The sequence below is a fragment of the Streptomyces sp. NPDC059454 genome (genome assembly GCF_042749965.1).
Taxonomy (GTDB): Bacteria; Actinomycetota; Actinomycetes; order Streptomycetales; family Streptomycetaceae; genus Streptomyces.
This window is the reverse complement of the sequence record NZ_JBHYVC010000009.1, coordinates 84,065-98,670: the sequence shown is the minus strand read 5'-3', so window position 1 is coordinate 98,670 and position 14,606 is coordinate 84,065. Positions and strand designations below refer to the sequence as shown.

The following is a 14,606-nucleotide window of genomic DNA, read 5'->3' as shown; positions in this document are numbered from 1 at the left end:
TTCAGGGCAATGGGGGAGGGTGGGCACGGCGGAACAACGCCGGAGGCCCTGTGAACCCACCCAGCGGCAACCGGCCTACGCCCGAGCAGGCACCCCGGTCAACGCCGTCACCACCGGATCCAGCGCCTCGAATATCTCGTCCCCGATGGACCGGAAGAACGTCAGCGGCGCCCCGTACGGGTCGTACACCTCGTCCGCCTCGGCGGTCGGCGCCAGAAGCCACCCGCGTAGCGCCGCCGCGGCCCGCACCAGCGCCCGGGCGCGCATGACCAGCCCCTCGTCCAGGGGCGGCAGGGTCGCCGGGTCGATGGCGTTGACCAGCCGGGTGAACTCCTTCAGCGTGAACGTCCGCAGCCCCGCCGAATGCCCCATCGAAATGACCTGCGCCCGATGGTCCCGCGTGGCCGTCAGTACCAGATCCGCCCGGATCACATGCTCGTCCAGCAGCTCACGTCCCACGAACCCCGACGCGTCCGCCCCGAACTCCGCCAGCACGGCCTCCGCGTGGGCCTCCATGGACGCGCCCTCGTGCCCCCAGGTGCCCGCGCTCTCCACGATCAGCCCGCCACCCAGGATCCCCAGCCGCTGGCTCACGAAATGCCGGGTCAGCCGCTCGGTGATGGGCGAGCGGCACACGTTTCCGGTACTGACGTGGAGGATGCGGAAGGTGTCGCGCGGGAACCCGAAGGTGGTCGTGATCTCCGCGCTGGATTCCCCGTTGCCTATGCCACGCCCCGACTCAGGGGCCGTCAATTCGCCACCTCGAGGTCGGGTACCACCTTGCGCAGTTCCTCCGGCGAGATCGCGCCCTCGCGCAGCAGCACCGGCACGGGCCGGGTGACGTCGACGATCGAAGAGGGCACGTTGCCGGGCGTCGGACCGCCGTCCAGGTACACGGAGACGGAGTCGCCGAGCATCTCCTGCGCGGCGTCGCAGTCCTCCGGCGCCGGGTGACCGGTGAGGTTGGCGGACGAGACGGCCATGGGCCCGACCTCGGTGAGCAGCTCGATGGCGACCGGGTGCAGCGGCATCCGCACGGCGACCGTGCCCCGGGTGTCGCCGAGGTCCCACTGGAGCGACGGCTGGTGCCTGGCGACCAGCGTCAGCGCGCCCGGCCAGAAGGCGTCGACCAGCTCCCAGGCCAGTTCGGAGAAGTCCGTGACCAGGCCGTGCAGGGTGTTCGGGGAGCCGATGAGGACGGGCGTGGGCATGTTGCGGCCCCGGCCCTTGGCCTCCAGCAGGTCGGCGACGGCCTCCGAGGTGAACGCGTCGGCGCCGATCCCGTACACGGTGTCCGTCGGCAGCACCACGAGCTCGCCCCGGCGGACGGCGGACGCGGCCTCGCGCAGACCGGTCGCGCGGTCGGTCGCGTCGTTGGTGTCGTATCGCCGAGCCATCTAGCGGGCCTCCTCGTACGGGTGCTGCTGGGGGGATGAAGTATGCGGGACGCTCACGGCAGCGCCTTGCGGGCGGTGGCGAACCGGGGGCGCCTGTTCAGGTCGGGGTGGTCGGCCGCGTCGGCCCACCCCCGTTCCTCGGCGAAGATCCAGGGCACCTGTCCGCCCTGGGTGTCGGCGTGCTCGACGACGACCACCCCGCCGGGCCGCAGCAGCCGGTGCGCGGTGCGCTCCAGGCCGCGGATCAGGTCGAGTCCGTCCTCACCGGAGAACAGGGACAGGTCGGGATCGTAGTCGCGGGCCTCCGGGGCGACGTACTCCCACTCGGTGAGCGGGATGTACGGCGGGTTGGAGACGACCAGGTCGACCTGGCCGTCGAGGTCCGGGAAGGCCGTCAGGGCGTCTCCCTGACGCAGCTCGACCCTGGACCCCTCCATGTTCTTGCGGGTCCACGTCAGGGCGTCCTCGGACAGCTCCACGGCGTACACGCGCGAGCGCGGCACCTCCTGCGCCAGCGCCAGCGCGATGGCGCCCGAGCCGGTGCACAGGTCGACGATGCACGGCTCGACGACGTCCATCGCGCGGACGGCGTCTATCGCCCAGCCGACCACCGACTCGGTCTCGGGCCGCGGTACGAACACCCCCGGCCCGACCTGGAGCTCCAGGTAGCGGAAGTAGGCGCGCCCGGTGATGTGCTGGAGCGGCTCGCGGGCCTCGCGGCGGGCGATGACCTCCCAGTACCGGGCGTCGAAGTCGGCGTCCTTCACACCGTGCAGCTCGCCGCGCTTGACGCCGTGCACGAACGCGGCGAGCTCCTCCGCGTCGGTGCGCGGCGAGGGCACGCCGGCGTCGGCGAGCCGCTGGGTGGCCTGGGCCACCTCGGCGAGCAGCAGGTTCACGACGGTCCTCCGGGGCTGTCTACGGGATTTACGCGGCGGCGAGCTTGGCGGCCGAGTCCGCGTCGACGCAGGCCTGGATCACCGCGGCGAGGTCGCCGTCCAGGACCTGGTCCAGGTTGTACGCCTTGAAGCCGACGCGGTGGTCCGAGATGCGGTTCTCCGGGAAGTTGTACGTGCGGATCTTCTCGGAGCGGTCGACGGTGCGGACCTGGCTGCGGCGGGCGTCGGCGGCCTCCCGCTCCGCCTCCTCCTGCGCCGCCGCCAGGAGCCTGGAGCGCAGGATACGCAGTGCCTGCTCCTTGTTCTGCAGCTGGCTCTTCTCGTTCTGGCAGGAGGCGACGACTCCGGTCGGAAGGTGCGTGATGCGCACGGCGGAGTCGGTGGTGTTGACGGACTGCCCGCCGGGCCCGGAGGACCGGTAGACGTCGATGCGCAGGTCGTTCGGGTTGATCTCGACGTCGACCTCCTCCGCCTCGGGGGTCACCAGGACGCCCGCCGCGGAGGTGTGGATACGGCCCTGCGACTCGGTGGCCGGCACGCGCTGCACGCGGTGCACGCCGCCCTCGTACTTCAGCCGCGCCCACACGCCCTGGCCGGGCTCGGTGGCGCCCTGGCCGCCCTTGGTCTTCACGGCGACCTGGACGTCCTTGTAGCCGCCCAGCTCGGACTCGGTGGCGTCGATGATCTCGGTCTTCCAGCCGACGCGCTCGGCGTAGCGCAGGTACATGCGCAGCAGGTCGCCGGCGAACAGGGCGGACTCGTCGCCGCCCGCGCCCGCCTTGATCTCGAGGATGACGTCCTTGTCGTCGCTGGGGTCGCGCGGGACCAGCAGCAGGCGGAGCTTCTCGGTGAGCTCCTCGCGCTGCCGCTCCAGGTCCTTGACCTCGGCGGCGAAGTCGGAGTCGTCGGCGCCCAGTTCGCGCGCGGTCTCCACGTCGTCGCCCGTCTGCTTCCAGGAGCGGTACGTGGCGACGATCGGGGTGAGCTCGGCGTAGCGCTTGTTCAGCTTGCGCGCGTTGGCCTGGTCGGAGTGGACCGACGGGTCGGCGAGCTTCTTCTCCAGGTCGGCGTGCTCGGCGACGAGTTCCTCGACGGCCTCGAACATCATGGGCTCCTGCTGGTACGGGGTGAAGGGCGGACGACCAAAAACGCCGGTCCCGGCCCGCCCCCGGGCGGGGGCGCGGCCGTGGACCGGCGGTATGGGGCTCGCTACTTCTTGGTGCCGGCGGCCTTGCCGAAGCGGGCCTCGAAGCGGGCCACACGGCCACCGGTGTCGAGGATCTTCTGCTTGCCCGTGTAGAACGGGTGGCACTCGGAGCAGACCTCGGCACGGATGGCGCCGCCGGAGATCGTGCTGCGGGTGGTGAACGACGCGCCGCAGGTGCAGCTGACCTGCGTCTCGACGTACTCGGGGTGGATGTCGCGCTTCAAGGTGTCTCCTAGGTTCGGGAGGGCGCCGGGTCGCCTCCGCGGGGTGCGGGAGCGTGAACCGGGGCCGACGTACCAGTCTGCCAGGACCGGGGCCATCACCCAAAACCGGGGGTTCGCGTCGTGTATTCCCCGCGGGCCGGTGGGGGCCGGCCGCGCCCACGCGGCGGAGCCGCACATCGGTACAGCCCCGCGCCCCTCAGGAAGTCACCACGCCCCTCGCTTCACCGGTGGCCGTTCCTTCTGTGGCGCCCTTGAAGATCGGCTTGTCGTTCTTCAGAGCGGTCCACACCTGCCGGGCCCTGGCCTCTTCCACCAGGACCCGGTTGCCGTTCGCCGGGTCGTACCGGACGGGCAGGGTGATCATGCGCATGTTGGCCGGGGTGATGTTCTTCAGGCCGTTCGCGAAGGACATCAGGGAGTTCACCGAGCCGAGGCCGGAGTCGGTGGTGACGGCCTTGGTGGCCGTGTCGGCGAGGCCGTACAGCTTCTCGGGGTCGGTAAAGACGCCGATCTCCCCGACCTGCCGCACCAGGGCCCTGACGAAGGCCTGCTGGAGCTGGATGCGGCCGAGGTCGGAGCCGTCGCCGACGCCGTGCCGGGTGCGGACCAGGCCGAGTGCCTGTTCGCCGTCGAGCCGGTGGGTGCCGGCCTCCAGCTTCAGATGGCTGTCGGGGTCGTCGATGTCCTCGCCGGTGGTGACCTCGACACCGCCGAGTTCGTCGACGATCTTCCGGAAGCCGGTGAAGTCGACCTCCAGGTAGTGGTCCATGCGCAGGTCGGTGATCGACTCCACGGTCTTCACCGCGCAGGCCGCCCCGCCCGTGGCGTAGGCGGAGTTGAACATCACGCCGCTCGCCGCGGGGTGGGTGCCGCCGTCGGTGTCGGTGCACTCGGGGCGGTCTACGACGGTGTCGCGCGGGAGGGAGACCACACTCGCCTTCTTGTGGCCCTCGTGCACGTGCACGATCATCGCCGTGTCGGAGCGGGCCGTTCCGTCGTCGGCGCCGCCGCCCAGCTCCTCGTTGCCGCCGGAGCGGGTGTCGGAGCCGAGGACGAGGACGTTCTCGGAGCCGTTGTCCGCCTTCTCGGGCCGGTCGGTGCCGAGGACCTGGTCGATGTCGACGCTCGCGATGTTGCCGTTGAGCCTGAAGCAGAGGTATCCGGCGCCGGTACCGCCGAGGACGACGATGCCGGCGGCGGTCCAGGCGGCGGCCTTCAGGCCCCGGTGCCGCTTGTCACGCGTGGTGCGCCGGCGCCCCCTGCCCCGGTGGCCCGGTGTGCTCTCGGCAGACATGTGCTCCTCGGATCGTCCTCGGTCGGTTACCCCCGCACTCGGTGTCAGGCCCGGCCTGCACAGCCGTACGACACCCATCGTCCCGCCGTCGGGGCGGACGGGGAAACGCGGGACAGGGTGGCACGGCGAGCTGTGCCGGGCCTGTGCGCGACCGGGTGTGAGCGATTCCGCACGGAGCCGGCGAACGCCCCGCTGACCTGCGGGGCGACCGGAGGGGGCGTACTTCTCGGTCCCGGACTCGACGGACGTCGTCGTGGCGAAGCTCTCGCCGCGCCTCCCACCGCATCCCCCACCGCACGCGAAAGGGCCGCTCCCAGGCGGGAGCGGCCCTTTCGGTGGAAGGCGTGACGTCAGTCGCCGTTGCCCGGCGTCGGCGTCGTCTTCTGGATCTGCATCAGGAACTCGGCGTTCGACTTGGTCTGCTTCATCTTGTCGAGAAGCAGCTCGACCGCCTGCTGCTGGTCGAGGGCGTGCAGCACCCGGCGCAGCTTCCAGACGACGGCGAGCTCCTCGTTGCCGAGCAGGATCTCTTCCTTACGGGTACCGGACGCGTCGACGTCCACCGCGGGGAAGATGCGCTTGTCGGCGAGCTTCCGGTCGAGCTTGAGCTCCGCGTTGCCGGTGCCCTTGAACTCCTCGAAGATCACCTCGTCCATGCGGGACCCGGTGTCCACCAGGGCGGTGGCGAGGATGGTCAGCGAGCCGCCGTCCTCGATGTTCCGGGCCGCACCGAAGAAGCGCTTCGGCGGGTACAGGGCGGTCGAGTCGACACCACCGGACAGGATGCGGCCGGAGGCCGGGGCGGCGAGGTTGTACGCACGGCCCAGACGCGTGATCGAGTCGAGCAGCACGACGACGTCGTGACCCAGCTCCACCAGGCGCTTGGCGCGCTCGATGGCGAGCTCGGCGACCGTGGTGTGGTCCTCGGCCGGGCGGTCGAAGGTCGAGGAGATGACCTCGCCCTTGACCGACCGCTGCATGTCGGTGACCTCTTCCGGACGCTCGTCGACCAGGACGACCATCAGGTGGCACTCGGGGTTGTTGTGGGTGATCGCGTTGGCGATCGCCTGCATGATCATGGTCTTGCCGGTCTTCGGCGGGGCCACGATCAGACCGCGCTGGCCCTTGCCGATGGGCGCGACGAGGTCGATGATGCGGGTGGTGAGGACGCCGGGGTCCGTCTCCAGGCGGAGGCGGTCCTGCGGGTACAGCGGGGTGAGCTTGTTGAACTCCGGGCGGCCGCGGCCGTGTTCGGGCGCCATGCCGTTGACGGAGTCCAGGCGGACCAGCGCGTTGAACTTCTCGCGCCGCTCGCCGTCCTTGGGCTGGCGGACCGCGCCGGTGACGTGGTCGCCCTTGCGCAGGCCGTTCTTGCGGACCTGGGCGAGGGAGACGTACACGTCGTTCGGACCGGGCAGGTAGCCGGAGGTCCGGATGAAGGCGTAGTTGTCGAGGATGTCGAGGATGCCGGCGACCGGGATCAGGACGTCGTCGTCGGTGATCTGCGGCTCGGAGGTCATCTCGTCGCGGCCACGACGGCCACGGCGGTCGCGGTAGCGCCCGCGACGGCCACGACGGCCGCCGTCGTCGTCGTAACCGTCGTCCTGACGGCCGCCGCCACTCTGCTGGTTCTGCTGACGGCCCTGGCCGCCCTGGTTCTGCTGCTGGTCGTCGCCCTTGCTGCGACGGTCGCCACGATCGCCACGGTCACCGCGGTCGCCACGGTCACCGCGGTCGCCACGGTCACCGCGGTCGCCACGGTCACCGCGGTCGCGGCCGCGCTCACGGCGGTCGCGGCGGCGGCCCTCGCCGCCGTCGTGGTCGGCCTTGGCGTCGCCCTGCTGCTGGGCCGGGGTCTCGGCCTTGGGCTCGGTCTTCGCCTCGGCGGTGACCGTCTCGGTCGCGGCGGCGGCCGGGGCGCCCGCCTCGGCGGTGGCGCGACGGCGGCGGCGCTCGGTGGGGGCGGTCTCCTCGGCCTGCTCGGGCTGGCCGGAGGCCTTCGGGGAGGGCTGGCCCGGGATCTCGATCTGCTGCTGGGCCGCGGCCTTCTCGGCAGCGACCTGCTCGGCCTTGGCGTCGGCCTTCTTCTCGGCGGTCTCACCCGTACGGGTCCGGGAGGTGGCGCGGCGCTTGGGCTTGGTCTCGGCGGACTCGGCCTTGGCCGGGGCGGCGGCGCCTCCGCCGGCCTGCGCCTCCTTGATGACCTCGATCAGCTGGCTCTTGCGCATCCGCGCGGTGCCCCTGATTCCGAGGCCGGATGCGACCTGCTGCAGCTCGGCCAGCACCATGCCCTCGAGGCCGGTACCGCGGCGCCGCCGGGAGCCGGCACCGGTGGCAGGCGCGGAGGCGTCCGTGGCGGGCGCGGCAGCGGTCTCCTCGACACGTGCGCCCATCAGATCGGTGGTGTCGCTCACGAAGGGTCCTTCCCTGGAGCGGACGTCGGCCTGTCTGGCTCGGCGACCGGTTGTGCTGTCCGGCATCGGTCCTTGCTGTGTGAACCGTGCCGGGGCGGTTGTCCGCCTGAGCGGCGGAAGAGATATCTGGTGATGGCGCTTCCCCGAGCCGTGGCACCCAGTGTCACGTGGCGTGGTCGCACCGGTTCCGAAGCCTGCCCCGCGGGCCGTTCAATGTCCGCGTGCGATGTACTGCCCGCGTACGTCACAGAGAACACAGTGCGGCTTGGGGGGCTCCCGGAAGAATGTCTGTCCCGGACGGGGACACGAGGCACCTCGCCATGGTGGGGTCGGGTGCAGACTTGAGATTAACACTACCGGATCCAACAAACATTCCCCCTCTCCAAATCCGGCGACCGTGTGTCAGGTGGCGAGCGGAAGCACGCTCGCGCCCCGCACGTCGAGACCGAGCCGATTGGCGGCCCAGTCGGTGCCGGCCAGCGCTTCGACCTTGTCGGCGGTGTCCGCGTCGGCCAGCGCCATGACCGTGGGTCCGGCGCCGGAGATCACCGCGGGGATCCCGTCCCCCCGCAGCCGCTCCACCAGGGCGGCGCTCTCGGGCATGGCCGGGGCGCGGTACTCCTGGTGCAGTCGGTCCTCGGTGGCGGGCAGCAGCAGCTCGGGGCGCCTGGTCAAGGCCTCGACGAGCAGGGCCGCACGGCCCGCGTTGGTGGCGGCGTCGACGTGCGGCACGGTGCGCGGGAGCAGGCCGCGCGCGGTCTCGGTGAGGACCGGCTTCCCGGGCACGAAAACCACCGGAACGATGGAATCGGCGGGCTCCATCCTGATCGCCCGGGCCGCGCCTCCCTCCATCCAGGACAGGGCGAAACCGCCCAGCAGGCAGGCCGCGACGTTGTCGGGGTGGCCCTCGATCTCGGTGGCGAGTTCGAGGAGCGCGGTGTCGTCGAGCCTGGCCTCGGCGCCTATGGTCACGGCGCGGGCGGCGACGATCCCGGCGCAGATGGCGGCGGAGGAGGAGCCCAGGCCGCGGCCGTGCGGAATGCGGTTGGCGCAGACGATCTCCAGGCCGCGCGGCTGTCCGCCGAGCAGGTCGAAGGCGGTGCGCAGGGAGCGCACGAGCAGATGGCTCTCGTCGCGCGGGAGGGTCTCGCCGCCCTCACCGGCGATGTCGATGTGCAGCCCGGAGTCGGCCACCCGGACGACCACGTCGTCGTAGAGCCCCAGCGCGAGGCCGAAGGCGTCGAAGCCCGGGCCGAGGTTGGCGCTGGTGGCGGGGACGCGCACCCGGACGGCGGCGGCGCGGAACGCGGGACCGGCCATCGCTCGAAGACTCTCCTTGAGCTGCGTGACTGTCGAATGACATTCGATGGACATGCGAGGGACATACGGGGGCGTGCGAAACCCCTGGGATCGCCGCCGACCGGGGTGGCCGACAGCTTTCCGGGCCGCTCCGGGCCACTCCGGGCCGCTTTCCGGACCACGGAGACGCCGCGATACCGCGGCATATGCGGCGGGCGGGTTCAGTACAGCTTATCGAAGGAAGGTTCAGTGGCGACATAGGGCGCACAGGAGGCGCACGATGCGTGTCGCAAGCCCCCTGTGCACCCCCTGTGGGGAACTTCCCCAGGTGGACGCGTCCTTACGCCCGCTGTGCGGACCCGGTCGCGTCCGGCTGCCTGTGCTAGACCAGGCCGAGCCGCTCGGCGGCGGTCGCGGCGTCCACGGGGACGGTGACCGGCTGCGGGGCGCCGGCGACGGCCCAGTCCGGGTCCTTCAGACCGTTGCCGGTGACGGTGCACACGATCTTCTGCCCCGGGTCGACCCTGCCCTGCTCGGCGGCCTTCAGCAGACCGGCGACCGACGCGGCGGACGCGGGCTCGACGAAGACGCCCTCCTGCGAGGCCAACAGCCGGTAGGCGCGCAGGATCTCACGGTCCGTCACCTCGTCGATGGCGCCGCCGGACTCGTCCCGCGCGGCGAGCGCGAAGTCCCAGGAGGCGGGGTTGCCGATGCGGATGGCGGTGGCGATGGTCGACGGGTCCTTGACGACCTCGCCGCGCACGATCGGCGCGCTGCCGGAGGCCTGGAACCCCCACATGCGCGGCGTCCTCGTGCTCACCCCGTCGGCGGCGTACTCCTTGTACCCCTTCCAGTACGCGGTGATGTTGCCCGCGTTGCCCACCGGCAGCACATGGATGTCGGGCGCGTCGCCCAGCATGTCCACGATCTCGAAGGCGGCGGTCTTCTGCCCCTCTATACGCACCGGATTGACCGAATTGACCAGCGCCACCGGGTAGTTGTCACTCAGCGCGCGGGCCAGCGTGAGGCAGTCGTCGAAGTTGCCGTCGACCTGGAGGATCTTCGCCCCGTGCACCAGCGCCTGGCCCATCTTGCCGAGCGCGATCTTGCCCTGCGGCACGAGCACGGCGGAGACCATGCCCGCGCGCACGCCGTACGCGGCGGCGGAGGCGGAGGTGTTGCCGGTGGAGGCGCAGATGACGGCCTGCGCCCCCTCCTCCTTGGCCTTGCTGATCGCCATGGTCATACCGCGGTCCTTGAAGGACCCGGTCGGGTTCGCGCCTTCGACCTTGAGGTGCACCTCGCAGCCCGTGCGCTCGGAGAGCACCTGCGCGGGCACGAGCGGCGTGCCGCCCTCACGGAGCGTCACGACCGGCGTGGTGTCGGAGACCGGCAGCCGGTCCCGGTACTCCTCGATGATTCCGCGCCACTGGTGGGTCATTGCTGGTTACTCTCCTTCAACCCGCATGATGCTGGCGACACCGCGCACGGTGTCGAGCTTGCGCAACGCCTCGACGGTCCCGCCGAGGGCCGCGTCGGACGCACGGTGCGTGACGACGACGAGGGAGGCCTCACCGTCCTTGCCCTGCTGGCGAACCGTATCGATCGAGACACCGTGCTCGGCGAACACGGTCGCGACCTGGGCGAGAACACCCGGTTTGTCGGCCACGTCGAGGCTGATGTGGTAGCGCGTGACGACCTCGCCCATCGAGGAGACGGGCAGCGCGGCGTACGCGGACTCGCCGGGCCCGGTGGTCCCGCTGATCCGGTTGCGCCCCACGGCGACCAGGTCCCCGAGCACGGCGGAGGCGGTCGGCGCACCGCCCGCACCGGGCCCGTAGAACATCAGCTGCCCGGAGGCGTCCGACTCGACGAACACGGCGTTGTAGGCGCCGCGCACGGAGGCGAGCGGGTGGCTGAGCGGGATCATCGCCGGATGCACCCGCGCGGTGACCGACGCACCGTCCTCGGCCCGCTCGCAGATGGCGAGCAGCTTGATGGTGCAGTCCATCTCCTTCGCGGAGGCGAAGTCGGCGGCGGTGACCTCGGTCATGCCCTCGCGGTGCACGTCGTCGAGGCGCACCCGCGTGTGGAAGGCGATCCCGGCGAGGATGGCGGCCTTGGCGGCGGCGTCGAAGCCCTCGACGTCGGCGGTCGGGTCGGCCTCGGCGTATCCGAGCGCGGTGGCCTCGTCGAGGGCCTCCTGGTAGCCGGCGCCGGTGGTGTCCATCTTGTCGAGGATGAAGTTGGTCGTGCCGTTGACGATGCCGAGCACCCGGTTGACCTTGTCCCCGGCGAGCGACTCGCGCAGCGGGCGGATCAGCGGGATGGCGCCGGCGACGGCGGCCTCGTAGTAGAGGTCCCTGCCGTGCTCCTCGGCGGCGGCGTGCAGCGCGGCGCCGTCCTGGGCGAGCAGCGCCTTGTTCGCGGAGACGACGGACGCGCCGTGCTCGAAGGCGGTGGTGATGAGCGTGCGGGCCGGCTCGATCCCGCCGATGACCTCCACGACGATGTCGAGGTCGCCGCGTTTGACGAGCGCGGTGGCGTCGGTGGTGACCAGGGCCGGGTCGATCCCCTCGCGCACCTTGTCCGGCCGCCGCACGGCCACGCCCGCCAGCTCCACCGGAGCGCCGATCCGGGCGGCGAGGTCGTCGGCGTGCGTCGTCATGATGCGCGCCACCTCTGAGCCGACCACTCCACAGCCCAGCAGCGCCACCTTCAGCGGACGCGTACGCATCATCCGACCTCGTTTCCTGATTACCGTCTCGGTTGCACCAGTCTCACTCACCGGACGGGACTTTCTGCGTTATGTCCGGATCGTGAGACATCTATTTCATTTTCACGACCGGGGTGACGGAAGATCTTCCGTCACCCGGCCACGGTCTTCCCTCGTCGCCGCTCATCCGACATCGAGCCGGAGGAGATCCTCCTCCGTCTCGCGCCGCACGATCGCCCGCGCCTCGCCGTCCCTGACGGCGACGACGGGCGGACGCAGGACGTGGTTGTAGTTGCTGGCCATGGACCGGCAGTACGCCCCCGTCGCCGGTACGGCGATGAGGTCACCGGGTGCCAGGTCCCCCGGCAGGAAGGCGTCCTTCACCACGATGTCCCCGCTCTCGCAGTGCTTGCCGACGACCCGGCACAGCATCGGCTCGGCGTCGGACACCCGGGAGGCCAGGACGACGCTGTACTCGGCGTCGTACAGCGCGGTGCGGATGTTGTCCGACATCCCGCCGTCCACGGAGACGTACGTCCGCAGCCCGTCCAGCGGCTTGACGGTGCCGACCTCGTAGAGCGTGAAGGCGGTGGGTCCGACGACGGCGCGCCCCGGCTCCACGGAGATGCGCGGCGTGGCGAGCCGGGCGGCCTCGCACTCCCGGGTGACGATCTCGGTCAGCGCCTTGGCGATCTCGTGCGGCTCGCGCGGGTCGTCGTCGCTGGTGTACGCGATCCCGAGCCCGCCCCCGAGGTCGATCTCGGGCAGCTCGACCCCGTGCTCGTCCCGGATGTCCTTGAGCAGCCCCACCACCCGGTGCGCGGCCACCTCGAACCCCGACATGTCGAAGATCTGCGACCCGATGTGGGAGTGGATCCCGATGAGCTCGATCCCGTCGAGCTTCAGGGCCCGCCGCACGGCCTCCGCCGCCTGCCCCCCGGCCAGCGGGATGCCGAACTTCTGGTCCTCGTGGGCGGTGGCGATGAACTCGTGCGTGTGCGCCTCGACGCCCACGGTGATGCGGATCTGCACCCGCTGCCGCGTGCCGAGCTCCTGCGCGATGTGCGCGACCCGGACGATCTCCTGGAACGAGTCGAGCACGATCCGCCCGACCCCGGCCTCGACGGCCCGCCGGATCTCCGCCACGGACTTGTTGTTGCCGTGGAAGGCGATCCGCTCGGCGGGCATCCCGGCGGACAGCGCGGTGGCCAGCTCGCCACCCGAACACACGTCGAGGTTCAGCCCCTCCTCGTCCAGCCACCGCACGACGGCCCGGGAGAGGAACGCCTTGCCGGCGTAGAACACGTCGGCGTCGCCGCCGAAGGCGGTGCGCCAGGCCCGCGCCCGGGCCCGGAAGTCCTGCTCGTCGAGGACGTAGGCGGGGGTGCCGTACTCCTCGGCCAGCCGCTTGACGTCGATCCCGCCGACGGTGAGCACACCGTCCGTGTCCCGCGTGACGGTCTCGGCCCACACCTTGGGGTCGAGGGCGTTGAGGTCGGTGGGCGGTGCGGAGTAGTGCCCCTCGGGGAGGACATCGGCGTGACGGGGCCCGGCGGGGTGTGCGGAACGGCTCATGGTCTTCTCTCTGGGCTCTCTCAGAGGTGATCGGGTGCGTCGATGCCGAGCAGGGACAGGCCGCCGGCCAGCACCGTCCCGGCGGCGTCGGCGAGCGCGAGCCGGGCACGGTGGGCGGCCGAGGGTTTCTCGTCGCCGAGGGGCAGCACAGCGGGAAGCAGGGGCGGCACGGCGTCGGCGACGGCGACGAGGTGCCGGGCGAGCCGGTCGGGCGCACGGTGGGTGGCGGCGGCCGCGAGGACACGGGGGTGGTCGGCGAGGACCTGGAACAACGACGGGGCCTCCGCCACGGGACCGGGCTCGGGCCCGAATCCGAGATCGGCGGCGTTACGGAGGAGCGCCCGGGTGCGGGCATGGGCGTAGCGGACCCGGAACAGCGGATTGCCCTCCCGCTGCACCAGGTGCTCGTCGCCGATCCGGGGCCGGTCGTGCGGAGCGGGGTACAGCAGGGCCCAGCGGGCGGCGTCGGGCCCGAGGCGGAAGGGATCGGCGGGCGCTGGAACGGGCCGGACGACGATGCCGTCGCGATCGTGGTCGTGGTCGTGGTCGTCGATGTGAACCACGGCACCCTGCGCCCGGAGAATACGGACGAGAGCCTCGGCCTGAACGACGGCACGCACCTCACGGGCCGGCCGCAGCCGGACGGTGTGACCGCCCAGGGCGGCACCGTGCCCGTACCGGGAACCGCACCGCAGAACCTCACGGACAAGCCCGACGGACCCTTCCGCGTCGGCGAGGCTGATGTTGATGAACCCGGGCCCGGTGACGACGACGTCACTGATGCCGGGGGCGCGCAGAAGACGAGGCCGGAGAATCTCGGCGACCCGCTGGGGCGGCTGCCCGGCCGGCCGCGCGAGCTGAAGGGCGACATTGGTCGCGTAGTCCCCGCACCCCCCGGGCCCCGGAGGCGCGACGCGAACCCGCTCGGGCAGAGCCTCCACCCTCAGTTCCCCCTCGTCGACGGCACGGCGCACCGCGTGCAGCACGGTGCGGGAGAGCTCGACGGGGGTCACGGGACAAGCGTAGGGGAGGAGGGGGGTGGGTAGACGAATGAGTTGGGCCACGATCCCGAGATGTGGACGGCCCTCGGTCTCACCCGCCGGCGTGCCCGGCGGCAGGCTCGACGTCCCCGGGCCCGCGCACGCGCCCGAGGGGACTCAGGATCAACCGCTGAACGATCCGGACGAGCTCCGCGGGATCAAAGGGCTTGGCGAGGAACGCGTCCACCCCTACGTCGAGCCCGCTCTCGATCTCGTACTGGGTGCAGGCACTGACGATGACGAGCGGGAGATGACCGGTACGGGGATCGGTACGCAGCCGGGCGGCCGTCCGGAGCCCGTCCAGCCGCGGCATGACGACATCGAGGGTGACGAGGTCGGGCCGCACCTGATGGACGACTTCCAGACACTCGGCACCATCGGCCGCGGTCACGACCTCGATGCCCTCCAGCTCGAGGTTGACCCTGATCAGCTGCCGGATGACCTTGTTGTCGTCCACAACAAGAACCCGGCCCGACGCCCCTGGCACAACTCGAGAGTAGGTCTCCACCGGCCACCGCGTCCGGCGTTTCCCCACTTCCAC

At 71.4% G+C, this 14,606-nt stretch carries 13 protein-coding genes; all 13 read right to left on the bottom strand.

The features are described from left to right. Positions 1 to 75: 75 nt before the first annotated feature. Positions 76 to 753, bottom strand: coding sequence for a protein-tyrosine-phosphatase (locus ACFXAE_RS09195; protein WP_384710404.1), 678 nt, complete (start codon positions 751 to 753; stop codon positions 76 to 78). Next, positions 750 to 1,397, bottom strand: a complete 648-nt coding sequence (locus tag ACFXAE_RS09190) for an L-threonylcarbamoyladenylate synthase (RefSeq protein WP_384710402.1) — start codon at positions 1,395 to 1,397, stop codon at positions 750 to 752. The genes ACFXAE_RS09195 and ACFXAE_RS09190 overlap by 4 nt, the downstream gene beginning before the upstream one ends. Before the next feature lie 53 nt (positions 1,398 to 1,450). Further along, positions 1,451 to 2,296 carry a peptide chain release factor N(5)-glutamine methyltransferase gene (gene prmC / locus ACFXAE_RS09185; protein ID WP_384710399.1) on the bottom strand — a complete coding sequence of 282 codons (846 nt, stop codon included), beginning with the start codon at positions 2,294 to 2,296 and terminating at the stop codon, positions 1,451 to 1,453. Between the two features lie 28 nt (positions 2,297 to 2,324). Further along, the gene (gene prfA, locus ACFXAE_RS09180) at positions 2,325 to 3,401 is read right to left on the bottom strand and encodes a peptide chain release factor 1 (protein ID WP_384710614.1); all 1,077 of its coding nucleotides are present in this window, start codon (positions 3,399 to 3,401) and stop codon (positions 2,325 to 2,327) included. A 104-nt stretch (positions 3,402 to 3,505) separates the two neighbouring features. Continuing rightward, a complete protein-coding gene (rpmE, locus tag ACFXAE_RS09175) occupies positions 3,506 to 3,727 on the bottom strand; it encodes a 50S ribosomal protein L31 (protein WP_384710396.1) in 222 nt (73 codons plus the stop codon). Positions 3,728 to 3,923: 196 nt separating this feature from the next. Continuing rightward, positions 3,924 to 5,021, bottom strand: coding sequence for an LCP family protein (locus ACFXAE_RS09170; protein WP_384710393.1), 1,098 nt, complete (start codon positions 5,019 to 5,021; stop codon positions 3,924 to 3,926). A 350-nt stretch (positions 5,022 to 5,371) separates the two neighbouring features. After that, positions 5,372 to 7,435, bottom strand: a complete 2,064-nt coding sequence (gene rho / locus ACFXAE_RS09165) for a transcription termination factor Rho (RefSeq protein WP_384710390.1) — start codon at positions 7,433 to 7,435, stop codon at positions 5,372 to 5,374. Between the two features lie 402 nt (positions 7,436 to 7,837). Further along, positions 7,838 to 8,755 (bottom strand): homoserine kinase, encoded by a 918-nt coding sequence (gene thrB, locus ACFXAE_RS09160; protein ID WP_384710387.1) that lies wholly within the window; start codon positions 8,753 to 8,755, stop codon positions 7,838 to 7,840. Between the two features lie 361 nt (positions 8,756 to 9,116). Next, on the bottom strand, positions 9,117 to 10,175 hold the full coding sequence (gene thrC, locus ACFXAE_RS09155) for a threonine synthase (RefSeq protein WP_384710384.1): 1,059 nt from the start codon (positions 10,173 to 10,175) through the stop codon (positions 9,117 to 9,119). A 6-nt stretch (positions 10,176 to 10,181) separates the two neighbouring features. Next, a complete protein-coding gene (locus ACFXAE_RS09150; RefSeq protein WP_384710381.1) occupies positions 10,182 to 11,474 on the bottom strand; it encodes a homoserine dehydrogenase in 1,293 nt (430 codons plus the stop codon). 159 nt (positions 11,475 to 11,633) lie between these two features. Continuing rightward, the gene (gene lysA, locus ACFXAE_RS09145; protein ID WP_384710378.1) at positions 11,634 to 13,025 is read right to left on the bottom strand and encodes a diaminopimelate decarboxylase; all 1,392 of its coding nucleotides are present in this window, start codon (positions 13,023 to 13,025) and stop codon (positions 11,634 to 11,636) included. Positions 13,026 to 13,045: 20 nt separating this feature from the next. Continuing rightward, positions 13,046 to 14,038: an ArgS-related anticodon-binding protein NrtL gene (gene nrtL, locus ACFXAE_RS09140; RefSeq protein ID WP_384710376.1), complete on the bottom strand. Its 993-nt coding sequence runs from the start codon at positions 14,036 to 14,038 to the stop codon at positions 13,046 to 13,048. A gap of 79 nt (positions 14,039 to 14,117) precedes the next feature. Continuing rightward, the gene (locus ACFXAE_RS09135) at positions 14,118 to 14,600 is read right to left on the bottom strand and encodes a response regulator (protein ID WP_384710373.1); all 483 of its coding nucleotides are present in this window, start codon (positions 14,598 to 14,600) and stop codon (positions 14,118 to 14,120) included. Positions 14,601 to 14,606: the final 6 nt, after the last annotated feature.

Coding starts and splice junctions, on each gene's coding strand:
- thrC (WP_384710384.1), bottom strand. CDS start 10,175: ATGACCCACCAGTGGCGCGGAATCATCGAGGAGTACCGGGACCGGCTG.
- ACFXAE_RS09150 (WP_384710381.1), bottom strand. CDS start 11,474: ATGATGCGTACGCGTCCGCTGAAGGTGGCGCTGCTGGGCTGTGGAGTG.
- lysA (WP_384710378.1), bottom strand. CDS start 13,025: ATGAGCCGTTCCGCACACCCCGCCGGGCCCCGTCACGCCGATGTCCTC.
- thrB (WP_384710387.1), bottom strand. CDS start 8,755: ATGGCCGGTCCCGCGTTCCGCGCCGCCGCCGTCCGGGTGCGCGTCCCC.
- prfA (WP_384710614.1), bottom strand. CDS start 3,401: ATGTTCGAGGCCGTCGAGGAACTCGTCGCCGAGCACGCCGACCTGGAG.
- ACFXAE_RS09170 (WP_384710393.1), bottom strand. CDS start 5,021: ATGTCTGCCGAGAGCACACCGGGCCACCGGGGCAGGGGGCGCCGGCGC.
- ACFXAE_RS09190 (WP_384710402.1), bottom strand. CDS start 1,397: ATGGCTCGGCGATACGACACCAACGACGCGACCGACCGCGCGACCGGT.